21 protein-coding genes are annotated in these 25650 nt (G+C 69.4%); 11 read left to right on the top strand and 10 right to left on the bottom strand.

What is annotated here, in order from left to right; genetic code table 11:
* Positions 1–324: 324 nt before the first annotated feature.
* On the bottom strand, positions 325–1149 hold the full coding sequence (locus ACIP89_RS20860; protein WP_401933303.1) for an oxidoreductase: 825 nt from the start codon (positions 1147–1149) through the stop codon (positions 325–327).
* A gap of 102 nt (positions 1150–1251) precedes the next feature.
* Here ACIP89_RS20860 and ACIP89_RS20855 point away from each other — a divergent pair, with 102 nt between their 5' ends.
* On the top strand, positions 1252–2247 hold the full coding sequence (locus tag ACIP89_RS20855) for an ATP-binding protein (RefSeq protein ID WP_401924250.1): 996 nt from the start codon (positions 1252–1254) through the stop codon (positions 2245–2247).
* Positions 2248–2351: 104 nt separating this feature from the next.
* Here ACIP89_RS20855 and ACIP89_RS20850 read toward each other — a convergent pair whose 3' ends face one another.
* Positions 2352–3668 (bottom strand): hypothetical protein, encoded by a 1317-nt coding sequence (locus ACIP89_RS20850; RefSeq protein WP_402116076.1) that lies wholly within the window; start codon positions 3666–3668, stop codon positions 2352–2354.
* A 293-nt stretch (positions 3669–3961) separates the two neighbouring features.
* Here ACIP89_RS20850 and ACIP89_RS20845 point away from each other — a divergent pair, with 293 nt between their 5' ends.
* The 6 genes from ACIP89_RS20845 to ACIP89_RS20820 all read left to right on the top strand — a co-directional run bounded on the left by ACIP89_RS20845 (position 3962) and on the right by ACIP89_RS20820 (position 12629).
* Entirely contained in the window at positions 3962–6763 is a 2802-nt protein-coding gene (locus ACIP89_RS20845) for a SulP family inorganic anion transporter (protein WP_402116075.1), read from the top strand.
* 194 nt (positions 6764–6957) lie between these two features.
* A complete protein-coding gene (gene acs, locus ACIP89_RS20840) occupies positions 6958–8955 on the top strand; it encodes an acetate--CoA ligase (protein WP_402116073.1) in 1998 nt (665 codons plus the stop codon).
* Between the two features lie 297 nt (positions 8956–9252).
* Positions 9253–10656: a Na+/H+ antiporter NhaA gene (gene nhaA / locus ACIP89_RS20835; RefSeq protein WP_402116071.1), complete on the top strand. Its 1404-nt coding sequence runs from the start codon at positions 9253–9255 to the stop codon at positions 10654–10656.
* Positions 10657–10695: 39 nt separating this feature from the next.
* The gene (locus ACIP89_RS20830; protein ID WP_401924264.1) at positions 10696–11226 is read left to right on the top strand and encodes a phage holin family protein; all 531 of its coding nucleotides are present in this window, start codon (positions 10696–10698) and stop codon (positions 11224–11226) included.
* A complete protein-coding gene (locus ACIP89_RS20825) occupies positions 11223–12320 on the top strand; it encodes an alpha/beta fold hydrolase (protein ID WP_401926711.1) in 1098 nt (365 codons plus the stop codon). The genes ACIP89_RS20830 and ACIP89_RS20825 overlap by 4 nt, the downstream gene beginning before the upstream one ends.
* A 105-nt stretch (positions 12321–12425) precedes the next feature.
* Positions 12426–12629 (top strand): hypothetical protein, encoded by a 204-nt coding sequence (locus ACIP89_RS20820; protein WP_401924270.1) that lies wholly within the window; start codon positions 12426–12428, stop codon positions 12627–12629.
* A 230-nt stretch (positions 12630–12859) separates the two neighbouring features.
* Here the strand turns inward: ACIP89_RS20820 and ACIP89_RS20815 are convergent, their stop codons facing one another.
* The 3 genes from ACIP89_RS20815 to nth form a co-directional block, all read right to left on the bottom strand.
* On the bottom strand, positions 12860–14065 hold the full coding sequence (locus ACIP89_RS20815; protein WP_401924272.1) for a MarP family serine protease: 1206 nt from the start codon (positions 14063–14065) through the stop codon (positions 12860–12862).
* 93 nt (positions 14066–14158) lie between these two features.
* Complete coding sequence (locus ACIP89_RS20810; RefSeq protein WP_401924274.1) at positions 14159–14917, bottom strand: NUDIX hydrolase; 759 nt, start codon at positions 14915–14917, stop codon at positions 14159–14161.
* Positions 14918–14978: 61 nt separating this feature from the next.
* The gene (nth, locus tag ACIP89_RS20805) at positions 14979–16007 is read right to left on the bottom strand and encodes an endonuclease III (protein WP_402116069.1); all 1029 of its coding nucleotides are present in this window, start codon (positions 16005–16007) and stop codon (positions 14979–14981) included.
* A gap of 355 nt (positions 16008–16362) precedes the next feature.
* Here nth and ACIP89_RS20800 point away from each other — a divergent pair, with 355 nt between their 5' ends.
* Positions 16363–17037 (top strand): Crp/Fnr family transcriptional regulator, encoded by a 675-nt coding sequence (locus tag ACIP89_RS20800; protein ID WP_024490688.1) that lies wholly within the window; start codon positions 16363–16365, stop codon positions 17035–17037.
* Positions 17038–17116: 79 nt separating this feature from the next.
* Here the strand turns inward: ACIP89_RS20800 and ACIP89_RS20795 are convergent, their stop codons facing one another.
* From ACIP89_RS20795 to ACIP89_RS20780, 4 genes are all read right to left on the bottom strand, one after another.
* Positions 17117–17947: an MBL fold metallo-hydrolase gene (locus ACIP89_RS20795; RefSeq protein WP_401924280.1), complete on the bottom strand. Its 831-nt coding sequence runs from the start codon at positions 17945–17947 to the stop codon at positions 17117–17119.
* Positions 17944–18867 (bottom strand): NUDIX hydrolase, encoded by a 924-nt coding sequence (locus ACIP89_RS20790; protein ID WP_401924282.1) that lies wholly within the window; start codon positions 18865–18867, stop codon positions 17944–17946. The genes ACIP89_RS20795 and ACIP89_RS20790 overlap by 4 nt, the downstream gene beginning before the upstream one ends.
* A 368-nt stretch (positions 18868–19235) precedes the next feature.
* A complete protein-coding gene (locus ACIP89_RS20785; RefSeq protein ID WP_390087895.1) occupies positions 19236–19706 on the bottom strand; it encodes a RidA family protein in 471 nt (156 codons plus the stop codon).
* A complete protein-coding gene (locus ACIP89_RS20780; RefSeq protein ID WP_003991873.1) occupies positions 19706–19864 on the bottom strand; it encodes a DUF4177 domain-containing protein in 159 nt (52 codons plus the stop codon). The genes ACIP89_RS20785 and ACIP89_RS20780 overlap by 1 nt, the downstream gene beginning before the upstream one ends.
* Before the next feature lie 83 nt (positions 19865–19947).
* Here ACIP89_RS20780 and ACIP89_RS20775 point away from each other — a divergent pair, with 83 nt between their 5' ends.
* The gene (locus tag ACIP89_RS20775; RefSeq protein WP_401924285.1) at positions 19948–20937 is read left to right on the top strand and encodes an ArsA family ATPase; all 990 of its coding nucleotides are present in this window, start codon (positions 19948–19950) and stop codon (positions 20935–20937) included.
* Positions 20934–22403, top strand: coding sequence for an ArsA family ATPase (locus ACIP89_RS20770; RefSeq protein WP_401924287.1), 1470 nt, complete (start codon positions 20934–20936; stop codon positions 22401–22403). The genes ACIP89_RS20775 and ACIP89_RS20770 overlap by 4 nt, the downstream gene beginning before the upstream one ends.
* A gap of 177 nt (positions 22404–22580) precedes the next feature.
* On the opposite strand, the gene ACIP89_RS20765 is transcribed toward ACIP89_RS20770, so the two are convergent.
* A complete protein-coding gene (locus ACIP89_RS20765) occupies positions 22581–22931 on the bottom strand; it encodes a WhiB family transcriptional regulator (RefSeq protein ID WP_199884323.1) in 351 nt (116 codons plus the stop codon).
* A 397-nt stretch (positions 22932–23328) separates the two neighbouring features.
* On the opposite strand from ACIP89_RS20765, the gene ACIP89_RS20760 reads away from it, so the two are divergent.
* Positions 23329–25572, top strand: coding sequence for a transglycosylase domain-containing protein (locus tag ACIP89_RS20760; protein WP_401924290.1), 2244 nt, complete (start codon positions 23329–23331; stop codon positions 25570–25572).
* Positions 25573–25650 lie beyond the last annotated feature (78 nt).

Here is a 25650-nt window from a genome sequence, read left to right as displayed (position 1 = left end):
CCCCAGGAGTACAAAGGACTCAACGGCCCGCGAGACCAAGGACATCCGTGAGGATGACCCGTAACGCAGACAAGGCCCCACGGACCGCGCATGAAAGCCGGGCACCCACGCGACGTCGACCCGTCGATTACGGGCCAGCCGCACCAGGGACGGGCAAAGCACCCGACCTGATGGGCATACATCGAGGACGCTTGGTAACTGGGTGGACATGCCAGCGGCGGTACCGAGGACGGTACCGCCGCAACCCATTTCACCGGGCGCTGCCAGGCGTCGGAGCCGTCGAGAGCCTCCAGCGCCCCGCCACTCACGCACCCACGCGACTCCTTACGCGGCGCCGCGCTGGAGCGCCTCGCAGACCGCCGTCGACTCCCTGACCCCGAGTTCCGCCGCGCGCCCGCAGTGCGCGATCCAGGCCGCCATTCCTTCCGGCGTTCCGGACAGGTACCCCTCGAAAGCCGCTACGTAGGCCGCCCGCCCCTGCTCGGCATGGCCGACCTCTGCCGGACAGATCGACTTGGGGTCGAGCCCGCTCCCGATCAGCACGATCCGCTCGGCGGTCCGCGCGACCAGGCCGTTGTACGAACCGAAGGGGCGCAGCGCCAGCAGCTCACCGTGCACGACCGCGGCCGTCACGAGCGCGGGCGCCTCACTCCCCGAAAGAATGAGCCCGCTGAGCCCTTCCAGCCGGCCCGCCACCTCGTCCGCATCGGGCAGCGGCGCTTCGATCAGCGGCTCGTCCACCGGCTCGCCCGCCAGCCGGGGCCGCCCGACAGCGTCCTCAGGTGCCGCGCCGCCCGCCGCCACCAGATGCAGCCTCGCCAGCACACGCAACGGCGACTGCCGCCAGATGGAGAGCAGCTGCCCCGCCTCGGCGGTCAACCGCAGAGCCGCTCCGACCACACGCGCTTCGCTGTCTCCGGTGAAGTCGGTACGCCGTCGCACCTCTTCCAGGTTCCAGTCGGCGCCGGAGAGCGCAGCCGACCCGCGGGCGCCCCGCAGGGCCGCCTCCGAGGTGACCTCGTTGCTGCGGCGCCGCATGACGCGGTGACCGTAAACGCGGTCGACAGCCCTGCGTACGGAGTCCACCGCGTCCGTCACGCCCGGCAGCGTGCCCAAGGTGGCGAGCGGGTCCGAGGAAGTCGTACTCATAAGTAGCGAGGCTACGCGCCCCCTGCACACCTGCCGCCCCGGAGTGGCCTTCTTCACGAAGTGTGAAAACAGATAGCAATCGAACCACTACCCTAGGTGAACATGAAGATCGCTTTCGTAGGGAAGGGCGGCAGCGGCAAGACCACGCTGTCCTCGCTCTTCATCCGCCACCTTGCCGCCAATGAGGCCCACGTCGTCGCGGTGGACGCCGACATCAACCAGCATCTCGGGGCCGCGCTCGGCCTCGACGAGGAGGAGGCCGCAGCGCTGCCCGCCATGGGAGCGCAGCTGCCTCTGATCAAGGAGTATCTGCGCGGCAGCAATCCCCGCATCGCTTCCGTGGAGACGATGATCAAGACCACGCCGCCCGGCGAGGGCTCGCGGCTGCTCCGGGTGAACGAGGACAACCCGGTCTATGACGCGTGCGCCCGCACGGTCGGGCTCGACGACGGGGACATCCGGCTGATGGCCACCGGGCCATTCACCGAATCGGATCTGGGTGTGGCCTGTTACCACTCCAAGGTCGGCGCGGTCGAGCTCTGCCTCAACCATCTCGTCGACGGACCGGAGGAGTACGTCGTCGTCGACATGACCGCCGGCTCGGACTCCTTCGCCTCGGGGATGTTCACCCGCTTCGACATGACGTTCCTGGTCGCGGAGCCGACGCGCAAGGGAGTCTCGGTCTACCGGCAGTACAAGGAGTACGCGCGTGATTTCGGGGTCGCGCTGAAGGTCGTCGGCAACAAGGTGCAGGGCGAGGACGATCTGGAGTTCCTGCGAGCCGAGGTCGGCGACGATCTGCTGGTCACTGTCGGCCACTCCGACTGGGTGCGCTCCATGGAGAAGGGCCGCCCCGCCCGGTTCGAGCTGCTGGAGGCGGACAACCGGATGGCCCTGCAGGCCCTGCAGAACGCCGCGGAGGACTCGTACGGACAACGCGACTGGGAGCGCTACACACGGCAGATGGTGCACTTCCATCTGAAGAACGCGGAGAGCTGGGGCAACGAGAAGACGGGGGCTGACCTGGCCGCCCAGGTGGACCCCTCATTCGTGCTCGCCGAACACCATGTCCGGGCCGGGTCGGCCCAGCCTGCCTGATCGGACGGCGCCCTGACCGATACCGGTACGGGCACCCCCAGAAATGGCCTGCCGGTGCCGGACGGGCGGATTCCGGTCCGTCCGGCCCTGGCAGGCCCTGTTCGTCAGTGCCCCGCGGGCGCCTTCGCGGCGGCCTTGCCCTTGACCGGGCTCGCGACCCCGCCGAGGAAGGACGTCCAGCTCTTCGCGGGCGCCTCGCCGACCTTCAGCGTTCCGAGCTTCGCGAGCGTCGCCGGATCCTGTGCGTCCAGCCAGTCCGCCAGCTGCTTGAAGGAGACGCAGCGCACGCCTTCCTTGGTGCAGACGGTCTCGATCGTCTCCTCGACGGCTCGCATGTACGTGCCACCGTTCCAGGATTCGAAGTGGTTGCCGATGATCAGCGGGGCACGGTTTCCGTCGTACGAGCGGTCGAAGGCCTGGAGCAGACCGTCCCGCATCTGGTTTCCCCAGTACTCGTGCTGGTCCGGGTCGCCCTGCGTCGTACCGGACTGGTTGAACATGAAGTTGTAGTCCATCGACAGGGTCTCGAACTCGCGCCCCGGCACCGGAACGAGCTGCATCGAGAGATCCCAGATGCCGCTCTTCTTCTTCGGCCAGACCTGGTCGTTGACACCGCTGGAGTCGTAGCGGAAGCCCATCGAGCGGGCGGCCGCCACCATGTTCTTCTGTCCCTCCAGACAGGGAGTGCGACCGCCGATGAGCTCCTTGTCGTAGTCGAAGGGCAGCGGCTTCATGCCCTTGAGCTCAGGATCGTTCGACTTCCAGCCCTTCACGAAGGACTTCGCCTGGTTGATCTCACTCTTCCACTCGGCAACGGACCAGGTGCCGACGCCACCGTCCTTGCCGCAGAAGTGACCGTTGAAGTGGGTGCCGATCTCGTTGCCGTCCAGCCAGGCACCGCGGACCTGAGTGAGGGTGTCCCGGATTCCCTTGGTGTCGTTGAAGCCGATGTCGGAGCTGCCGGCGTTGTGCTTGGGCGGGTCGTAGAGCTTCCGCTTCGCCTCCGGCAGCAGGTACACACCGCTGAGGAAGTACGACATGGTCGCGTCGTACTTCTTGCCCACATCCCGGAAGTGCGAGAAGAGCTGCTGGCTGTCCTCCCCGGCGCCGTCCCACGAGAACACCACGAACTGCGGGGGCTTCTGACCGGGGGCCAGCCGCTGTACGGCGGGCTGCTTCGGCTGGGCGCCGGTGAAGGAGGTGGAACCGTCGCCGATGAGCCGGAACACGCTCTTGGGGGCCTTAGGCGCTGCCTTCTTCTCCGTCCCGGCCACACCGTTCGAACCACCACCGGCGGGGCTTTTTTCCGCACCGGGCCCGGACGCGCCCGAACCGTGGGTAGCCCCGGAGCAGCCGGCCACTGCCGCGACCAGCGCAACGGCCATGGCGCCCAGAGCGATCCTCTTCGTGGCGGCCATCATCCGCCCACCCTCTTCCTTCTCTTCCGTGCAGGTTTGATTGCGCTGAAGTGCCGACATGGCGCGGTCAAACTCGCACGATTCGCACATAAATCCGTGCGACAGGCCGAATGAAAAGCTGCCTATTCACTGGAATGGGTGATTAGATAGACCATTTACCTTCAAGCATGGACACAGATCTTTACTCTCCATTACGATCTGTTTACCGAGAGTTGAGATATCCCGCCGCTGCACGCCGTGACCCACGGCCGCGTCCCACGTTCCGCGACCGCGCTGCCCCGGAGGAGACGGGAAACATGCCTGCCTGCGTCCCCACTCGTCATGACCACTCATCCCGCAGCTCGCGATCTCCCCGGTCATCGGGGATCAAGCGACCTCACAGCCCGCCACCGCCGCATCGCGGCGGACGATTCCGCATCGCGGGCACCGACGTGTCCGCATCGATCACTGTCTTCCTTCTCGCCATCCCCATGTCGCTCGGCCTGGCCGTCGCCATGGATGCCCCGCTGGAAGCCGGCCTCATCTCCGCCGCGGTCGGCGGAATCGTCGCCGGTCTGCTCGGGGGCACCCCGCTCCAGGTCTCCGGGCCGTCCGCCGGACTGACCGTGGTGACCGCCGAGTTGATCCAGGTCTACGGCTGGCGCACCACCTGCGCGATCACCATCGGCGCGGGTCTGCTGCAGATCCTGCTGGGTTCGCTGCGTGCCGCCCGCAGTGCGCTCGCCGTCAGCCCGGCCATCGTGCACGGCACACTCGCCGGTATCGGCGTGGCCATCGCGCTCGCTCAGCTGCACATCGTGCTGGGCGGTTCACCGGAGAGCTCGGCCGTCTCCAACGCACTCACACTGCCGGCACGATTGGAACAAGTGGTCCCGGCCGCACCGCTCATCGGTGGTCTGACCGTGGTGATTCTGGTGCTGTGGCCCCGGATTCCGGGGCGGCCAGGCCGCATCATGCGCCGGGTTCCGGCGGCTCTGGTGTCCGTGGCCGTCGCCACCGCTGTGGCGGCCTTCGCGGCACCGTCGATCGCACGGGTCGATCTGCCGTCCTGGCGCTCGCATGCCCTTCCCGAAATGCCACAGGGGCCTGTACTCGGTCTGGCCACAGCCGTGTTCACGATGATGCTGGTGGCGAGCCTGGAATCTCTTCTCGCCGCCATCGCCGTGGACAAACTGGCCGCGGACCGAAACAGCGAGCGGTCGGCCGATCTTCCCGGGCCCGGATCGGGCCCACCGGCCTCACCCCCCGTGAAGCGCTCCGATTTCGACCGGGAACTACGCGCACAAGGTATCGCCAACGCTGTGTCGGGGCTGCTGGGCGGCCTGGCGGTCTCCGGCGGCGCGGTGCGCAGTTCGGCGAATGTACGGGCCGGGGCAACCAGTCGCGCCTCCACCGTGCTGCACGGTGTCTGGGTGCTGCTCGCCACCGGTCTGCTGGTGACCGCGCTGGAGTGGATCCCGCTGGCCGCCCTCGGCGCGCTCGTGATGGTGGTCGGCATCCAGATGGTGAACTTCGCGCACATCCGTAACGTCCACAGGCACCGCGAATTCCTGGTGTACGGGGCGACGATCAGCGGGGTACTGCTCTTCGGCGTCCTCAAGGGCGTGGCCATCGGGATCGCGGCGGCGGTGGCGGTCGCCCTGCACCGGCTGGCGCGGACCAGGATCACCGTGACCGAACAGGGCGGCCAGCATCTGGTCGTCGTACGGGGACAGTTGACGTTCCTCGCGGTGCCGCGGCTCAACCGGACCCTGGGGCAACTGCCCCAGGACGCGGACGTGCTCGTCGAGCTGGACGGCTTCTTCATCGATCACGCCGCGTACGAGATGATCCAGGACTGGAGCAATGCCCACGCCGCCCACGGTGGCCGGGTCGTCTTCGCCGGCAGGTCCGGCGGCCGGATCGCCGAGCCCCCCTCCGCAGCGCACTCCTGCTGCCGCCCCTGGACACCGTGGCGCAACCACCACTGCCACGACCGGTCCGATCCCGCCGGACTCTCCGCGTCCGCCGGACCGACTGAACCCGCCGGCACGATCACCGACCCGGCCCTCACCCCCGCCCCAGGTGCGACGGACAGCCCGGCACCGCTCCACTCGGGCCCCATTCCCACCCCGCCCACGTCGGACGGCACGGACAGCACCGGCGGCACCAGCGGCACCGGCGGTACAGACAGGACAGACGCCACGGACAGCACCGGCTGCACGACCATCACCGGTGCCGCCCCCAGCGGGCAGCCTCACACAGGCACCGAGCACACAGGCACCCAGCACGCAGCCACCCAGCCGCCCACCCAGCCGCCCGCCCTTTCGACCGGCGGCTCGACCGGCGGTTCGACCGACTACACACCCGATCACGACGCCGCCCCAGCACGCCGGACCGGTGGGCAGCGGCTGGTCAGCGGCCTCAGCGCGTTCCAGCGCGATACCGCCCCCCTGGTTCGTGAGGAGCTGGCAAGGCTGGCCAGGGAGGGCCAGCGCCCCTCGCAGCTGTTCATCACCTGCGCGGACTCCCGCCTGGTGACGAGCATGATCACGGCAAGTGGTCCGGGTGACCTGTTCACCGTACGGAACATCGGAAATCTGGTGCCGCCGCCGCATTCCGAGAGAGGTGACGACTCGGTGGGCGCGGCGATCGAGTACGCGGTGGATGTGCTGGGGGTGGATTCCATCACCGTCTGCGGGCACTCCGGCTGCGGTGCGATGAACGCGCTGCTCGGTGCGGGCCCCGACACCCCGAACACCCCCCTGTGGCGCTGGCTGCGGCACGGCGTGCCCAGCCTGAAGCGGATGGCATCCAAAAGACACGCCTGGGCCCGGATCTCCGGCCGGCTGCCCGCCGATGAGGTGGAACAGCTCTGCCTCACCAATGTCGTCCAGCAACTGGACCATCTGCGGGCCCATGGATCGGTGGCCCGACGCTTGGCGGAAGGCACACTCCAGCTGCACGGCATGTACTTCCACGTCGCCGAGGCCCAGTCGTATCTGCTGACCGAGGGAATCGGCGCGGGGCATGGGATCGACGAGGTATTCGACCGGGTCGGCCCCTCCGCCCCGTACGATCCCTATGAACCGGCCGAGTTGGCGCGTACCGGCGCCTGAACCGGGTACACCTCGGGTCCGTGAGACCGTGTGGGTCCCGCCTCCGCAGCGCTGTGCACCCTGCTCCACCGCACGGCACCCCGGCATTCTGCTCCACCCCGCCGCGGGGGCGGGATCGTGCCTCCATACACGAAACACAGGTCTAAACCAATTCCCGGCAGACACTTGTCACCTGGCCTTTGGCCTGATGAGCTATGCCCCGGGACACAACGGACACCCTGGGAATGGGAGATGTCGTGAGCAACGAAAGCCTGGCCAACCTGCTCAAAGAGGAGCGGCGGTTCGCACCGCCTGCCGATCTGGCCGCGAACGCCAACGTCACAGCCGAGGCGTACGAGCAGGCCGATGCGGACCGGCTGGGCTTCTGGGCCGAGCAGGCCCGCCGCCTGACCTGGGCCACGGAGCCGACCGAGACGCTCGACTGGAGCAACCCGCCCTTCGCGAAGTGGTTCGCGGACGGCAAGCTCAACGTCGCGTACAACTGCGTGGACCGCCACGTCGAGGCGGGCAACGGCGACCGCGTCGCCATCCACTTCGAGGGCGAGCCCGGCGACAGCCGCGCCATCACCTACGCGGAACTGAAGGACGAGGTCTCCCGCGCCGCCAACGCGCTGACCGAGCTCGGCGTCGGCAAGGGCGACCGGGTCGCCGTCTACCTGCCGATGATCCCCGAGGCCGCCATCGCGATGCTGGCGTGCGCCCGCATCGGCGCCGCCCACTCGGTGGTCTTCGGCGGCTTCTCCGCCGACGCGATCGCGGCACGTATCCAGGACGCGGACGCGAAGGTGGTCATCACCTCCGACGGCGGCTTCCGGCGTGGCAAGCCCTCCGCGCTCAAGCCCGCGGTCGACGACGCCGTCTCCCGGATCGAGAGCGTCGAGCACGTCCTCGTCGTCCGCCGCACCGGCCAGGACACCGCCTGGAACGAGGGCCGCGACGTCTGGTGGCACGAGATCACCGCCCGCCAGTCCGCAGAGCACACCCCCGAAGCCTTCGAGGCCGAGCAGCCGCTGTTCATCCTCTACACCTCGGGCACCACGGGGAAGCCGAAGGGCATCCTGCACACCTCCGGCGGGTACCTCACGCAGGCGGCGTACACCCACCACGCGGTCTTCGACCTCAAGCCGGAGACCGACGTCTACTGGTGCACCGCCGACATCGGCTGGGTCACCGGACACTCCTACATCGTCTACGGCCCGCTGGCCAACGGTGCGACGCAGGTCATGTACGAGGGCACGCCCGACACCCCGCACCAGGGGCGCTTCTGGGAGATCGTCCAGAAGTACGGCGTGAGCATCCTCTACACGGCGCCGACCGCGATCCGGACGTTCATGAAGTGGGGTGACGACATCCCCGCCAAGTTCGACCTGTCGTCGCTGCGGGTGCTGGGTTCGGTCGGTGAGCCGATCAACCCCGAGGCATGGATGTGGTACCGCAAGCACATCGGTGCGGACACCTGCCCGATCGTGGACACCTGGTGGCAGACCGAGACCGGCGCGATGATGATCTCGCCGCTTCCCGGGGTCACCGCGACCAAGCCGGGCAGCGCCCAGCGCGCGCTGCCGGGCATCGCCGCGACCGTCGTGGACGACGAGGCCCGCGAGGTGCCGGACGGCGGGGGCGGCTACCTCGTCCTCACCGAGCCGTGGCCCTCCATGCTCCGCACCATCTGGGGCGACGACCAGCGGTTCCTCGACACCTACTGGTCACGCTTCGAGGGCAGGTACTTCGCGGGCGACGGTGCCAAGAAGGACGAGGACGGCGACATCTGGCTCCTCGGCCGCGTCGACGACGTCATGCTGGTGTCCGGGCACAACATCTCCACCACCGAGGTCGAATCCGCCCTCGTGTCGCACCCGGCCGTCGCCGAGGCCGCCGTGGTCGGCGCCGCCGACGAGACGACCGGCCAGTCCATCGTCGCGTTCGTCATCCTGCGCGGCACCGCAACCGCCTCCGAAGAACTGGTGGCGGAACTGCGCAACCACGTCGGCGCCACCCTCGGGCCCATCGCCAAGCCCAAGCGCGTCCTGCCGGTCGCAGAACTGCCCAAGACCCGCTCCGGCAAGATCATGCGACGCCTCCTCCGCGACGTCGCCGAGAACAGGGAACTGGGAGACGTCACCACCCTGACCGACTCCTCGGTCATGGACCTCATCCAGACCCAGCTCCCCTCGTCCTCCTCCGAGGACTGAAGCCTCCTCCGAGGACTGAAGCCTCCTCCAGGAGCTGAAGTCTCCTCCAGGGGCTGAGCTGAACCGAGCTCACCGAAGGGCATCCAGCAGCGCGCCGGATGCCCTTCGGGCATTTAGGGTGAAGATCACCACCCCGTGAGAGTCACCGCTCACGGCCCCGCACACCCCGCCCCGGGTACAGTGGCAGCTGGTCAAACAAAATGACAGGAACAATCTCCAAAGGGTGTGCCGGGAAGTCTGGTCGGCAAGTGCATCAGCCATGCCGTCGCTGCCGTACCGACCCGGAGGTCCTCTCTCGTGGCCGCGCCCACTCCCGCACCACCCTCCCCCCGCCGCACCTTCCTGGGACGCCAGTCGCTCCCGGAGCGGAACTACCTCACCGACGCGCTGCGTACCGAGACCGTCGGCGGGGTCATCCTGCTGGTCGCCGCGGTGGCGGCGCTGATCTGGGCGAACACCTTCGGATCGAGCTACACGACCGTCAGCCACTTCCACTTCGGGCCGGGCGTGCTCGGTCTGCATCTGTCCGTGGCGCACTGGGCGGCCGACGGACTGCTCGCGATCTTCTTCTTCGTCGCGGGGGTCGAGCTCAAACGCGAACTCGTCGCGGGTGAACTGCGTGACCCGAAGGCCGCCGCCCTCCCGGTCGTCGCCGCGCTCTGCGGCATGGCCGTGCCCGCGGTCGTCTACACACTGGTTACGGTGCTCGGCTCCGGTTCCACCAGCGGCTGGGCCGTCCCCACCGCCACCGACATCGCCTTCGCGCTCGCCGTCCTCGCGGTCATCGGCACCTCGCTGCCGTCCGCGCTCCGTGCGTTCCTGCTGACGCTCGCCGTCGTCGACGACCTGTTCGCGATCCTGATCATCGCGGTGTTCTTCACCGCGGACATCAACTTCGTCGCGCTCATCGGCGCCTTCGTCGGTCTGGCCGTCTTCTACCTGCTGCTGCGTCTGAACGTCCGCGGCTGGTACGTCTACGTGCCGCTCGCCCTGGTCATCTGGGGGCTGATGTACAACAGCGGAATCCACGCCACCATCGCCGGTGTCGCGATGGGCCTGATGCTGCGCTGCACCAGGCGCGAAGGCGAGGAGCGTTCCCCCGGTGAGCGCATCGAGCATCTGATCCGCCCGCTGTCGGCAGGCTTCGCCGTACCGCTGTTCGCGCTCTTCTCCGCCGGGGTCTCGCTCTCGGGCGGCGCGGTGGCCGGCGTGTTCACCCGGCCCGAGACGCTCGGTGTCGTGCTGGGGCTCGTCGTCGGCAAGACGGTCGGGATCTTCGGCGGTACGTGGCTCGCCACCCGGTTCACCAGGGCGGAGCTGAACAAGGAGCTGGCCTGGGCCGATGTCTTCGCGGTCGCCTCGCTCGCCGGAATCGGCTTCACCGTCTCGCTGCTGATCGGCGAGCTGGCCTTCACCGACGACGACATGATCAACGAGATCAAGGCGTCGGTTCTGCTCGGCTCCCTGATCGCCGCCGTACTCTCCGGTGTACTGCTGAAACTCCGGGTACGCAGATACCGGGCACTCACGGACGCGGAGGAGCTGGACGAAGACGAATCCGGGGTACCGGACGTCTATGAACAGGATGATCCGGAGTACCACCTGCGGATGGCCGCGATCCACGAGAAGAAGGCTGCGGAGCACCGCCGCCTTGCCCAACTGGCGGGGGCAGCGAGCAACAAGCCGGACAGTCCGGCATGATCTGACATCGGATGTGTTGAACAGGAGAGGGAGTCAGGCATGAGCGACCCCGGCAATTACGCGGGCAGCGCCGACCGCAGTCTCGGCCAGCTGGTCGCCTCGGCGACGGCCGAACTGTCGGCGCTGGTACACGACGAGATTGCCCTGGCCAAGGCCGAGGTGCGACAGGACGTCAAGCGTGGCGTCATCGGCAGCGTGGCGTTCATCGTCACGGGTGTGCTGATTCTTTTCGCGATCCCGGTGCTGAGCTTCGCGGCAGCGTACGGAATCCACAACCTGGGGCTAGGGCTCGCCTGGTCGTTCCTGATCGTGGGTGGCGCGTTCATCCTGCTCGGGATCCTGCTCGCGCTCTTCGGCTACGCCAAGTTCAAGAAGGTCAAGCCGCCGGAGAAGTCCATCGCGTCGGCCAAGCAGACCGCCGCCGTCCTCCAGAGCGTCAAGCCGCACCCCCGTCCGGGCATCGCAGCGGACGCGATCCTTCCGGCGGGCGGCAGCACACTTGCGGACAAGGCCATCGAGAACCGTCCGGTCCAGGACAAGGCACCGGCTGTGGCACGCTCATCTACATGACGGTCCCCGATTCCAGCGCATTCGGCCCATTGGGCCCGGACGACGCATTCGGCCCAGTAGGCCCGGACGACCTGACGGGCCACGCAGGGCCGGGCGGCCCCCCGGCAGACCCTTCCGCCACACCGCCACCCCGGGCATCGGTGCCGTTCACCGGCCCGCTGGGCCCTGCGGCCGGGTCCGGTGGCCCCGTCCGCCTGGACGGCCCCTGGACGCACCGGGATGTCGCGGCGAACGGCGCCCGCTTCCACATCGCCGAGATGGGTGAAGGGCCGCTGGTCCTGCTCCTGCACGGTTTCCCGCAGTTCTGGTGGACCTGGCGCCACCAGTTGCCCGCACTCGCGGAGGCGGGGTTCCGGGCGGTGGCGATGGACCTGCGCGGAGTGGGCGGCAGCGACCGTACGCCGCGGGGTTACGACCCGGCCAACCTGGCGCTGGACATCACCGGCGTGATCCGCTCGCTCGGCGAACCCGATGCGGCGCTGGTCGGCCACGACATGGGCGGCTACCTCGCCTGGACGGCGGCGGTGATGCGGCCGAAGCTGGTGCGCCGGCTGGTGGTCTCCTCGATGCCGCATCCGCGGCGGTGGCGCTCCTCGATGCTCTCCGACTTCGCGCAGTCCCGCGCGGGCTCGTACATCTGGGGCTTCCAGCGGCCCTGGGTGCCTGAGCGTCAGCTCGTGGCGGACGACGCCGCGTTGGTGGGGCGGCTGATCCACGACTGGGCGGGGCCGCGGACCTCGGACTTCCCCGACGACGCGACGGTGGACGTGTACCGGCGCGCCATGTCCATCCCGTCTACGGCTCACTGCTCGGTCGAGCCGTACCGCTGGATGGTGCGCTCGCTGGCCCGTCCCGACGGCATTCAGTTCAACCGGCGCATGAAACGGCCGGTGCGGGTGCCCACGCTGCACCTGCACGGTTCACTCGATCCGGCGGTGCGCACCCGGAGTTCGGCGGGGTCCGGCGAGTACGTCGAGGCACCGTACCGTTGGCGACTTTTCGACGGTCTGGGGCACTTCCCCCACGAGGAGGATCCGGCCGGATTCTCGGCCGAACTCATCAGCTGGCTCAAGGATTCCGAGCCCGACCGCTAACCCACGGGCACACCCGTCCGCCGAACAGCCACTTGCCTGACGCATACGCCAATTGGCTGACGGATAGGCGATTACCGACCATGGGCCACGGGCAGACGTCCGGGTATGGGCTGGACGCACGACTTCAGTGACACAGCACGCAATCGCCGCTCGACCGCCACGGCGGGTCCGGGCACTCATGAGGGGGGCGGCCGCCAGGGCCGGGTACACGCTATGCATGTTCTGCATGATCCCCGGCTCGGCATTCCGCGCATCCTCCGCCGCAGGGCCCGCTGGGTCTCGGCGCGGCTGCGCCACCCGCGCGGATGACTTCCCGCTCTCCCCGTCCTCCCCGGCCGGCCTCGCGGCCGCCGCGGACGACCTGCCGGTCCCCCACCGGCGGGCTCTGAGCGCATCGCCCGACGCCGGGGCCTGACGGGGCTTCCCGTACCCGGCTCCCGCGAACCTTCCCCTCCGGCGGACACGGCCCAGTGCCCTTCCCGGCAAGGCTTGCCGGGAAGGGCACTGGGCCTGTCCGGCGGATCATGGCCGGACAGGCCCTAGAGCGCGCACGCCTGGCTGTCGACCTGCTGGTTGGCGGTTCGCCCCTGCTCGATGTCATCGCGGATCTCGTCGGCCGTCAGCGCGTAACCGGTGTTCGGGTCGTCGAGCGACTTCGCGAAGACGACTCCGTACACCTTGCCTTCCGGGGTCAGCAGCGGTCCGCCGGAGTTCCCCTGGCGGACCGTCGTGAAGAGCGAGTACACATCGCGGCGGACAGTGCCCCGGTGGTAGATGTCCGGGCCGTTGGCGTCGATCCGGGCGCGGACGCGTGCGGACCGTACGTCGTACGCGCCGTTCTCCGGGAAGCCCGCGACGATCGCGCTGTTGCCGGTCGAGGCGTCGTGGTCGGTGTCGGTGAAGCCGAGCGGCTTCGCGTCCAGGTCCGGGACGTCGAGTACGGCGATGTCGCGCCGCCAGTCGTAGAGGACGACCTTCGCGTCGTACAGCCGTCCCTGGCCGCCGATCTGGACGGTCGGCTCCTCGACGCCGCCGACGACGTGGGCGTTGGTCATCACCCGGCGGTCGGAGAAGACGAAACCGGTGCCTTCGAGGACCTTGCCGCAGCTCGGGGCGGTACCGACGACCTTGACGATGGACTTCTTGGCGCGGGCGGCGACCGGGCTGCCCGCAAGCGCCGGGTCGGGGGCCCTGACCTCGGTGATCGGTTCATTGGCGAACGGGCTGAAGACCTGCGGGAAGCCGTTCTGCGCGAGGACCGAGGAGAAGTCCGTGAACCAGGTGGAGGCCTGCGGCGGCATCACCCGGGAGATGCCGAGCAGCACGGAGGAACTGCGCACCTCCTTGCCCAGGGTCGGCAGCGAGGTGCCGGCCAGCGCGGAGCCGATCAGCCACGACACCAGGAGCATCGCCACGACGTTGACCAGTGCGCCGCCCGTCGCGTCGACGGCACGCGCGGGCGACCACGTGATGTACCGGCGGAGCTTGTTTCCCAGGTGGGTGGTGAAGGCCTGGCCCACCGAAGCACACACGATCACGATGACGACCGCGACCACGGCGGCCGTCGACGAGACCTCGGAGCCGTCTGTCAGTTGGTCCCACAGGACCGGCAGCAGATAGACGGCGACGAGACCGCCGCCCAGGAACCCGATCACCGACAGGATGCCGACGACGAACCCCTGGCGGTATCCGATGACCGCGAACCACACGGCGCCGGCCAGCAGCAGGATGTCCAGCACGTTCACCGTCTATAGCCTCACAGATTCGTCACCGGGCCCGTACGTCTCTCCGGGTCCGGGCGGGCGGCCCGGAGCAGTGGAGCACGGGGAGCCAGCCTGTCATGCGCGCCAGTCGAGCGGCACCTGCTTGGCTCTGTCCCAGGGGCGTTCCCAGCCCGCGAAGTGCAGAATCCGGTCGATCACGCCGGCCGTGAACCCCCATACGAGTGCGGATTCGACCAGAAACGCCGGGCCTTGGTGACCGCTCGGGTGGACGGCCGTGGCCCGGTTGGCCGGGTCCGTGAGATCTGCCACGGGGACGGTGAAGACCCGCGCGGTCTCCCCCGGATCGACGACCCCCACCGGGCTGGGCGCACGCCACCAGCCGAGGACCGGCGTCACGACGAAGCTGCTCACCGGAATGTAGAGCCGGGGCAGCACGCCGAACAGCTGCACTCCGTGCGGATCGAGGCCCGTCTCCTCCTGGGCCTCCCGCAGCGCGGCCCTGAGCGGCCCCGTCGTCGTCTGGTCGCCGTCCTCCGGGTCCAGGGAGCCACCGGGGAAGGAGGGCTGCCCCGGGTGCGAGCGCAGGCTTCCCGCGCGCTCCATCAGGAGCAGTTCGGGCCCCCGCGCGCCCTCACCGAACAGGACGAGAACGGCCGACTGCCGACCCGCACCGCTCTCGGGCGGCAGGAAACGGCTGAGCTGCCTCGGCTCGACGGTGCGCGCGGCGCTGGCGACCGGCTCCAGCCAGCGGGGCAGGCCCTCGGTGGTGACGGTGATCGAGGCCTCTCGGCCGGCCCCGGGCGCGGGCGCGGCCGACGTGGCGGCCGCCGCCACGTCGGCCGACGCGTCCGTGCTGTGTTCATGCGTCCTCATGGGCACCCCTCGTCTCACAACGCCTGTCGTCACGCATTTCGTTCCGCAGCGGCGCCTCGGGTCATCCGGCGCCCAGGGCGGGGGCGGGTGCGCCCGGGTAGTCCGGCGGCGGGCTCAGCCGCTGCCCGGGGCGGCCCCCCATCTCGTACTTCAGGAGCTTCCGGGCCTTCTCGGGATCCGTCTCGCCCTCTCCGTACGAAGGGCAGAGCGGGGCGATCGGGCAGGCGCCGCAGGCGGGCTTGCGGGCGTGGCAGATGCGGCGTCCGTGGAAGACGACGCGGTGCGAGAGCATCGTCCACTCGCTCTTGGGGAAGATCGCCGCGACATCGGCCTCGACCTTCACCGGATCCTCCTGGTCGGTCCACTTCCAGCGGCGCACCAGCCGTCCGAAGTGGGTGTCGACAGTGATCCCCGGTACGCCGAACGCGTTCCCCAGTACGACGTTGGCGGTCTTGCGGCCGACTCCCGGCAACGTCACGAGGTCCTCCAGACGTCCGGGCACCTCACCGTCGAAGTTGTCCCGGAGAGCGGCGGAGAGGCCCATCAGCGACTTGGTCTTGGCGCGGAAGAAGCCGGTGGGCCGAATGATCTCTTCCATCTCCTCCGGGACCGCCGCGGCCATGTCCTCCGGAGTGGGGTAGGCGGCGAAGAGCGCGGGGGTGGTCTGGTTGACCCTCAGATCGGTCGTCTGCGCGGAGAGGACCGTGGCGACGAGGAGCTCGAAGGCGTTCCGGAAGTCCAGCTCCGGGTGGGCGTAGGGATAGAGCTCGGCCAGCTCACGGTTGATCCGGCGGGCCCTGCGCACCATGGCCAGGTGCGATTCCGGCTTGGCCGTCGACTTCGGCTTGGCCTTCGGCTCGGGCTCGGGCTTGGCCGTCGTGGCGGCCTTCGGCTTCGGCTTCCCCTTGGGCTCGGATGTCGGGGTGGCCTTCGACTTCGGTTTCGACTTGGGCTCGGGCGCCGGGGTGGCCTTCGACTTCGACTTCCCCTTGGGCTCGGGCGCCGGGGTGGCCTTCGACTTCGGTTTCAGCTTCGCCTCCGGCTCCAGCTCAGCCCCCGTCGTCGAGCCAGTGCCGCTCTTTGATGCCACCCGTTTCGCCGTCCTCACCGGTTCCGCCGTTCCCTGCCGTTTCATCCGTCCAGCCGGGCTTTTTGTCGCATTTTTCGCTCCACTCGCGGCCTGTTCGCCCACAGCGGAATCGCGGCCTTCCGACACCCCATCAGCCCCCTTGGCCTGCGCTCCCACCGGCGTTCCGGACACCCGGCCAGCCTAGAGCCAGGTACTGACATCCGCCCCGGTCACCGATGATCCACCCCCAATCGGCCCCCTGCCGCACGTCTCGGCACGTACGTGCGTCAAACTGGTTTGTGATCGATCGCACTGTTTTACCGTCCGGCATGATGGGGACCACGGTTCCCTGAACAGGCCGACAAGGAGAGAACTCGTGGACGACGTTCTGCGGCGCGCCCCGCTTTTCGCGGCGCTCGATGACGAGCAGGCCGCGGAGCTCCGCGCCTCGATGAGTGAGGTGACCCTCGCGCGCGGCGACGCGCTGTTCCACGAGGGTGACCCGGGCGACCGCCTCTATGTGGTCACCGACGGCAAGGTGAAGCTCCACCGCACCTCCCCCGACGGCCGCGAGAACATGCTGGCTGTCCTCGGCCCCGGCGAGCTGATCGGTGAGCTGTCGCTCTTCGACCCGGGCCCGCGCACCGCCACCGCGACCGCGCTGACCGAGGTGAAGCTCCTCGGCCTCGGCCACGGCGACCTCCAGCCCTGGCTGAACGTGCGCCCCGAGGTGGCCACGGCCCTGCTGCGCGCTGTCGCACGGCGACTGCGCAAGACCAACGACCAGATGTCCGACCTGGTCTTCTCCGACGTGCCGGGCCGTGTCGCCCGTGCGCTCCTCGACCTGTCGCGCCGCTTCGGCGTCCAGTCCGAGGAGGGCATCCACGTCGTGCACGACCTGACGCAGGAGGAGCTGGCCCAGCTGGTCGGCGCCTCCCGCGAGACGGTCAACAAAGCCCTGGCCGACTTCGCCGGCCGCGGCTGGCTGCGGCTGGAGGCCCGCGCGGTGATCCTGCTCGACGTGGAGCGGCTGGCCAAGCGGTCGCGCTGACCCGTCGTCGTACGCAACGCCCGAGGGGCCCCGCCGACACCGGCGGGGCCCCTCGCGTACGTCACGGGGGCAGGGCCCGTCAGATCAGTCCGTGCTCCCGCAGGTACTCCAGCTGCGCCCGCACCGAGAGCTCCGCCGCAGGCCACAGCGACGGGTCCACGTCCGCGTACACGTGCGCCACCACCTCCGGCGATGTCCGGTACCCGGCCTCCACCGCCGTCTCCACCTGGGCCAGCCGGTTCGCGCGGTGCGCCAGGTAGAACTCGACGGCGCCCTGCGCGTCGTCCAGCACCGGCCCGTGTCCCGGCAGCACGGTGTGCACTCCGTCGTCCACCGTCAGCGAACGCAGCCGCCGCAGCGAGTCGAGGTAGTCCCCGAGACGCCCGTCGGGGTGCGCCACCAGCGTCGTCCCGCGGCCGAGGATCGTGTCCCCCGTCAGCACCGCGCGGTCGGCGGGCAGGTGGAACGAGAGCGAGTCCGCGGTGTGGCCCGGGGTCGGCACCACATACATCTCCAGCCCGCCGGTCGTGATCACGTCCCCCGTGCCCAGGCCCTCGTCCCCCAGCCGCAGCCCGGGGTCCAGCGCGCGCACCTTCGTACGGGTCAGCTCCGCGAACCGCGCCGCGCCCTCCGCGTGGTCGGGGTGGCCGTGGGTGAGGAGCGTGAGCCCGATCCGGCGGCCCGCGCGCTCGGCGGTGTCGATGACGGCCCGCAGGTGGACGTCGTCCAGCGGTCCCGGATCGATGACCACCGCGAGGTCCGAGTCGGGCTCGGCGACGATCCAGGTGTTGGTGCCGTCCAGCGTCATCGGTGACGCGTTGGGCGCGAGGACGTTGACCGCACGAGTGGTGGCGGGGCCGGAGAGCACTCCGCCGCGCGGCTGTCCGGGCAGTGCTGCCGCGTCGCTCATGCCGCCCCACCGCCCGTGACGTCAGCCCCGCTCGTGCTGCCGCCCCTGCCGGCCGCCGGGATGTGTTTGGTGAACTCCGCGTGCCCCGGCCAGCTCAGCACCAGCTCGTCGCCCTCCAGGCGCGCCTGTGCGAGTACGGGGGCGAGGTCCTGGGCCGATGACGCCTCCAGCGCCTGTGCGGCGGTGGCATGGGCCCTGAGCCCGCGCAGTGTCGAGACCGTCGGCGGCATCATCAGCAGCTCGCCGCGGTCGTAGCCGTCGCACGCCTCCCCCGGACCGATCCACACCGTGCGGTCGGCCTCCGTGGAGGCGTTGCGGGTGCGCTGGCCGGCCGGGAGCGCGGCGACGAAGAACCAGGTGTCGTAGCGGCGCGGTTCGAACTCCGGAGTGATCCAGCGCGCCCACGCGCCGAGCAGATCCGTGCGCAGGACCAGTCCGCGGCGCTCCAGGAACTCCGCGAACGACAGCTCACGTGCGACCAGGGCCTCGCGATCGGCCTCCCAGTCCGCGCCGGTGGTGTCCGTGACGACGGTGTCCGCGGTCGGGCCCGCGAGCAGGACGCCCGCCTCCTCGTACGTCTCGCGGACCGCCGCGCAGAGGATCGCCTGCGCCTCGGCGGGCGTGCCGACCCCGAGCCGCCGCGCCCAGCTCTCCGGCGCGGGCCCGGCCCAGCCGACGAGCCGGTCGTCGTCGCGCGGGTCGACCCCGCCACCCGGATAGGCGTACGCACCTCCGGCAAAGGCCATCGACGTGCGCCGGCGCAGCATGTGGACAGTGGGCCCGCCCCCGGAACCGGCGACGGCGTCCCGGAGCAGCATCACGGTGGCGGCCCGCCGAGGGGTGGCGGCCGTCAGTTCGCCGGTGGCGAGGGCCCGGATCCGGTCGGGCCATTCCGGTGGGTACCACTGACCATTGGACATGGCCGGAGGCTATCCGGAACCGCGAGGATGTTCGAGGGGGGCCGAGATCCGTACATCCCCCGTACACAGATGATCGCCACCGGCGCACAGACGAACGGCTCCCGCAGACAGAAGATCCGCCCCGGCGTGCGACAGAACCGTCCCCACGCCCAGCCGGTCCGCCCCGGCGTGCGACAGAACCACCCTCGCTCCCAGCCGGGCCACCCCGGCGCGCGACAGAACCGCCCCCACACCCAGCCGGGCCACCCCAGCACACAGACGATCGGCTCCCGCAGACAGAAGATCCCGCCCGGTCGTCGTGACCGGGCGGGATCGGAGGAAGTCGGCGAAACCGGCCGAACCGGCGGAGCCGGTGGTGGGAGGCCGGCTCAGACCCCGGTCAGTTCGACCTGGATCTCCACCTCGACCGGTGCGTCCAGCGGCAGCACCGCGACGCCCACGGCGCTGCGCGCGTGCACGCCCTTGTCTCCGAGGACGGCACCGAGCAGCTCGCTCGCGCCGTTGATCACGGCGGGCTGGCCGGTGAAGTCGGTGGCCGAGGCGACGAAGCCGACGACCTTCACGACACGCGCGATCCGGTCCAGGTCACCCGCGACCGACTTCACCGCGGCGAGCGCGTTGAGGGCGCAGGTCTTCGCCAGCTCCTTGGCCTCGTCGGGCGTGACCTCCGCGCCGACCTTGCCGGTGACGGCGAGCTTGCCGTCCACCATCGGCAGCTGGCCCGAGGTGTACACGTACACCCCGGACTGCACGGCCGGCTGGTACGAGGCCAGCGGCGGCACGACGGCCGGCAGGGGCAGTCCGAGCTCGGCGAGCTTCGCCTCGACGACGCCCGCCACTACTGCTTCTCCCGCTTCAGGTAGGCCACGAGCTGCTCGGGGTTGTTCGGGCCGGGAACGACCTGGACCAGCTCCCAGCCGTCCTCGCCCCAGGTGTCCAGAATCTGCTTGGTCGCGTGCACGAGAAGGGGCACGGTCGCGTATTCCCACTTGGTCATGGGCCCGACTGTAATGCCTGCGCAATCCACGGGACGCGCAGCCTCATGCGTAGCCTGCGGTACGACTGGTTAGGCTCGAATACGTGAGCAGGTTCCAGGTCGTCAGCGGCAAGGGCGGTACCGGTAAGACCACGGTCGCCGCCGCCCTCGCGCTCGCCCTCGCGACCGAGGGCAGGCGCACCCTCCTCGTCGAGGTCGAGGGCAGACAGGGCATCGCCCAGCTCTTCGAGGCGGACTCCCTCCCCTACGAGGAGCGCAAGATCGCCGTCGCACCGGGCGGCGGGGAGGTGTACGCCCTCGCGATCGACGCCGAGCGCGCCCTCCTCGACTACCTCCAGATGTTCTACAAACTCGGCAGCGCGGGCCGGGCGCTCAAGAAACTCGGCGCGATCGACTTCGCCACCACGATCGCGCCCGGCGTCCGGGACGTCCTGCTGACCGGCAAGGCCTGCGAGGCGGTGCGCCGCAAGGACAAGCAGAACCGGTTCGTCTACGACTACGTGATCATGGACGCCCCGCCCACCGGCCGCATCACCCGCTTCCTCAACGTGAACGACGAGGTGGCGGGGCTGGCCCGGATAGGCCCGATACACAATCAGGCCCAGGCCGTGATGAGGGTACTGAAGTCCCCCGAGACCGCGGTCCATCTGGTGACCCTCCTGGAGGAGATGCCGGTCCAGGAGACCGCCGACGGCATCGCCGAGCTCCGGGCGGCCGAACTGCCGGTGGGCCGGGTCATCGTGAACATGGTGCGCCCGCATCTGCTGGACGAGGACGCGCTGCGCACCGCCGCGGGCGGCCGCCGCAAGGAGATCGCCAAGACGCTCACCCGGGCGGGCGTGACCGGCTCCGCGGCCCTCGTGCGCCCGCTGCTCGCCCAGGCCGCCGAGCACGCCCAGCGGGTCGAGCTGGAGCGTGAACAGCGCGCCGTACTGGCAGACCTCGGACTTCCGGGTTACGAACTCCCGCTGATCGGCGAGGGGGTGGACCCGGCCGGACTGTACGAGCTGGCGACGGAGCTCCGTAAGCAAGGCGTGGGCGAAGGGGCGGCGGGACAGGAGGTGGGTTCATGACATCGGACAGGAACCACGACGTGAGCAGCGACCGCGACGGGGCCGCGGCGGCGACCGCCCCCGCGCTGGACACGGACGCCCTCCTCGACGACCCGGACATCCGGATCATCGTGTGCTGCGGCTCGGGCGGAGTCGGCAAGACCACGACCGCCGCCGCGCTCGGCGTACGCGCGGCCGAGCGCGGCCGCAAGGTCGTCGTCCTCACCATCGACCCGGCCCGCAGGCTCGCCCAGTCGATGGGCATCGACTCGCTGGACAACGTCCCCCGCCGGGTGAAGGGCATCGAGACACGGGGCTCCGGGGAACTGCACGCCATGATGCTCGACATGAAGCGGACCTTCGACGAGATCGTCGAGGCGCACGCGGACGGCGAGCGGGCCCGCGCGATTCTGGAGAACCCCTTCTACCAGTCCCTGTCGGCCGGATTCGCGGGCACGCAGGAGTACATGGCGATGGAGAAGCTCGGTCAGCTCCGGGCGCGCGAGGAGTGGGACCTGATCGTCGTCGACACCCCGCCGTCGCGATCCGCGCTCGATTTCCTGGACGCGCCGAAGCGGCTCGGCTCGTTCCTGGACGGGAAGTTCATCAAGCTGCTGATGGCCCCGGCGAAAATGGGCGGCCGGGCCGGGATGAAGTTCCTCAATGTGGGCATGTCGATGATGACCGGGACGCTCGGGAAGCTGCTCGGCGGCCAGTTCCTGAGGGACGTACAGACGTTCGTCGCCGCGATGGACACCATGTTCGGCGGGTTCCGCACCCGCGCCGATGCCACGTTCAAGCTGCTCCAGGCACCCGGCACGGCGTTCCTCGTCGTCGCGACGCCGGAGCGGGACGCGCTCCGCGAGGCGGCGTACTTCGTGGAACGGCTGGCCGCGGAGGACATGCCGCTGGCGGGGCTGGTCCTCAACCGGGTGCACGACAGTGAGGCCGCCCGGCTCTCGGCCGGGCAGGCGCTGGCCGCCGCAGAAAATCTTGATGCGGCCGGCATTGTGGATCAGGGGGCCGGGAAGGCTGGACTTCGTGAGCCCGCCGACTCCCCCTCGGCCCGGGCCGCCCAGACCACGGACACCGCTGGAGCCGCCACCCCCGACCTGTCCGAGCATGCCTCGGGGCACGACCACGGACCTGAGCACGAGCCCACCGACGTAGACGTACCAGAGGCCACACCAGAGGCCGGCGCAGACACAGATGGCACAGACACAGATGGCGCAGACACGGACGCGGACACCTCCGCCGCCCCGGCTGTCTCCGTCGAGCAGCTGACCGTCGGCCTGCTGCATCTGCACGCCGAGAGGATGCAGGTGGTCGCACGCGAACAACACACACGCGACCGTTTCACCGCGCGGCATCCCGAGGTGGCCGTGACAGCGGTGGCCGCGCTGCCCGGAGATGTCCATGACCTCGCAGGGCTGCGAGCCATCGGGGACCGGCTCGCGACCGGTTCCGCTCCGGCCGGAGCTGCCTAGCCACCGCGTAATCCGTCGTGAGCGTCGGCGTCCGAAGCACACGCCGTCCGCGGCAGACGTCATCCGTAGTGCACGCGCACGTCATCCGCGGCAGACGTCATCCGAGGTCCACGTCAGGACCCCGCCCGCACCACGTGGTCCGCACCACGGGGCCGGACCGCTCACCCACCGTCCGGGTTACCCCACGGCGGCGAGCGTCTCGTGCAGCTCGTCTTCCTCCAGCCCGATCGCCACGGGCAGGATGCCCGTGGACCGCTCGTACTCGCTGCGTGCGGTCTCCAGCAGCCGGCGCCAGGACGTGACGGTCGGGCGCCTGCGCAGCAGTGCGCGGCGCTCCCGCTCGGTCATTCCGCCCCACACGCCGAACTCGACGCGATTGTCCAGCGCATCGGCCAGGCACTCGGTCCGCACCGGACATCCGGTGCACACCGCCTTGGCCCTGTTCTGCGCTGCCCCTTGTACGAACAGTTCATCCGGATCGGTAGTGCGGCAGGCTGCCTGCGCACTCCAGTCGGTTACCCAGCCCATCCCGGCGCCGTCCTCTCCCGAATCGAGGCTCCCCCACGGCGACAGCGGCATATTCACCGCTGCCAGTTGAGGACGTTACGGAAGGTGGCGACAGCACAACACCCCCTTCGGGCCCAATCTTGAATGGCCCGAACGGACTATGCGTATGCGGCAGATCACCCAGGGGAGTGAGGTGAGGACATCCACGACTATCCCGAGAGAATCGGGACAGACCATCTGCGACACAACGGACGTTCGATGACACACAAGGCGTTTTCGGGAGCGCCTGAATCGTGGTCGGGTCACGCACGGGGTCATGCAGGGGGGTTGATACGAAACCGGACTGCTGTGACAGTTGAGAGCAGCTTAGGCCAAGGCATATACGTGTGTCCGGCGAATGAGAACGTAGGCTGCCCCCATGCCAAAGAAGCGCTCGGGCGGGGGTCTCACCACGACCCAGCAGGCCGCCAAGTTCCTCGGTGTCGCCGCACTCTCCGGAGTGGTCCTGGCGGGCATCGCGCTGCCGGCCGCCGGAGCACTGGGTCTCGCCGCCAAGGGAACGGTCGACGGGTTCGACGAGATCCCGGCCAATCTGAAGACTCCGCCGCTGAGCCAGCGAACCACGATCCTGGACAACAAGGGCGGCCAGATCGCCACGGTCTACTCGCGCGACCGCACGGTGGTGCCGCTGAAGGACATCTCGCCGTACATGCAGAAGGCGATCATCGCGATCGAGGACGCCCGCTTCTACGAACACGGCGCGGTCGACCTCAAGGGCATCCTGCGCGCGATGAACCGCAACGTTCAGTCGGGCGGGACCGCGCAGGGCGCGTCGACCCTCACCCAGCAGTACGTGAAGAACGTCTTCGTCGAGGAGGCGGGCGACGACCCGGCCAAGGTCGCAGAGGCCACCCAGCAGACGCTCGGCCGCAAGGTCCAGGAGCTGAAGTACGCGATCCAGGTCGAGGAAGAGCTCGGCAAGAAGAAGATCCTGGAGAACTACCTCAACATCACCTTCTTCGGGCAGCAGGCGTACGGGGTCGAGGCGGCCTCGCAGCGCTACTTCTCGAAGTCGGCGAAGGACCTGAAGATGGAGGAGGCGGCGCTGCTGGCCGGCATCGTGCAGTCGCCCAGCCGCTACGACCCCGTGAACGACACGGAGGAGGCGACCAAGCGTCGCAACACCGTGCTCCAGCGGATGGCGGATGTCGGGGACATCTCGAAGGCCGAGGCCGCCAAGGCCCAGGCGACGCCGATCAAGCTGAAGGTCAAGCGGCCGCGGAACGGGTGCATCACCGCGGTCAGCGGCTCCGGTTTCTTCTGCGACTACGTACGGCAGATCGTCACCGGCGACCCCGCCTTCGGGAAGACCGCGAAGGACCGCGCCAAGCTCTGGTCGACCGGCGGTCTCACCATCAAGACGACGCTCGACCCGCGCTCGCAGGCCGCCTCCAACGAGGCCGCCACCTCCCGGGTCAACAAGGACGACAAGATCGCCGACGCGGTCGTGCAGGTGAAGCCGGGCACGGGCCAGATCACCGCGATGGCCCAGTCCCGCCCGTACGGACTGGACCAGTCCAAGCACCAGACCGTGCTGAACCTCAACGTCGACCACAAGATGGGCGGCAGCTACGCCGGCTTCCAGGTGGGTTCGACCTTCAAGCCGATCACCGCGGCGGCGGCCCTGGAGAAGGGGATCAGTCCGGCACAGGACTTCACCTCCGACCACCAGATCTCGCTGCCCGGCGAGAGCTTCCGCACCTGCGACAACCGGCCTGCCGACAACCGCCCCTGGGAGGTGTCGAACGAGCTGGAGACGGAGAAGGGCACCTTCGACATGACCAGCGCGCTGGGCAAGTCGATCAACACCTACTTCGCGAAGCTGGAGCAGAAGGCCGGCCTCTGCGAGACCCTCTCGATGGCGGAAAAGGTCGGCTACATCCGCGGCAACAACAAGCCGCTGCAGCCGGTCGCCTCCACCACCCTCGGCGGCCAGGAGTCGACGCCGCTGGCGATGGCCTCGGTGTACGCCACCTTCGCCAACCGGGGCAAGTACTGCTCCCCGATCGCGATCCTCTCGGTGACCAAGCCGGACGGAAAGCAGCTCGCCGTACCGAAGTCGAAGTGCACGCAGGCCATGAGCGAGCACACCGCGGACACCATCAACCAGATGCTCAAGGGCGTCGTGGCGGACGGCACCGGTCAGCAGGCCGGACTCGACGACCGTGACAACGCGGGCAAGACCGGTACCACCGACGAGCGCAAGAACGCCTGGTTCGTCGGCTACACGCCGAACCTGTCCACGGCGGTGTGGGTCGGCAGTGACGGTGCCCAGCAGATCCCGATGAGCAACATCACCATCGGCGGTCAGTACTACGACGACGTCTGCGGTGGCTGTCTGCCCGGTCCGATCTGGAAGACCGCGATGACCGGCTCACTGAACGCCTCCGAGACCCCGGCCTTCAACGCGGTCGACGTACCGCGGTCGAAGCCGAAGGAGGACAAGGGCAAGAAGGACAAGGACAAGGGGAAGCCGGGCGGCGGCGACAACAAGCCCGGCGGCGACACCCCCTTCCCCGGCATCAGCATTTCGCCGGACCTGATCGGCGGCAACAACGGCCACGGCCGCGGCCAGGGCAACAACGGCACGCAAGGTCCCTGACCTGCCGCGGTCGCCGTGTCCGGACATGAAGGTGGGGTGCCCCCGGCCGGGGGCACCCCACCTTCATGTCCGGACACG

Origin of the sequence: Streptomyces sp. NPDC088730 (genome assembly GCF_044751215.1) — a bacterium.
Lineage (GTDB): Bacteria > Actinomycetota > Actinomycetes > Streptomycetales > Streptomycetaceae > Streptomyces.
The sequence above is the reverse complement of the archived record's forward strand: the minus strand, read 5'-3'. Positions and strand labels throughout refer to the sequence as shown.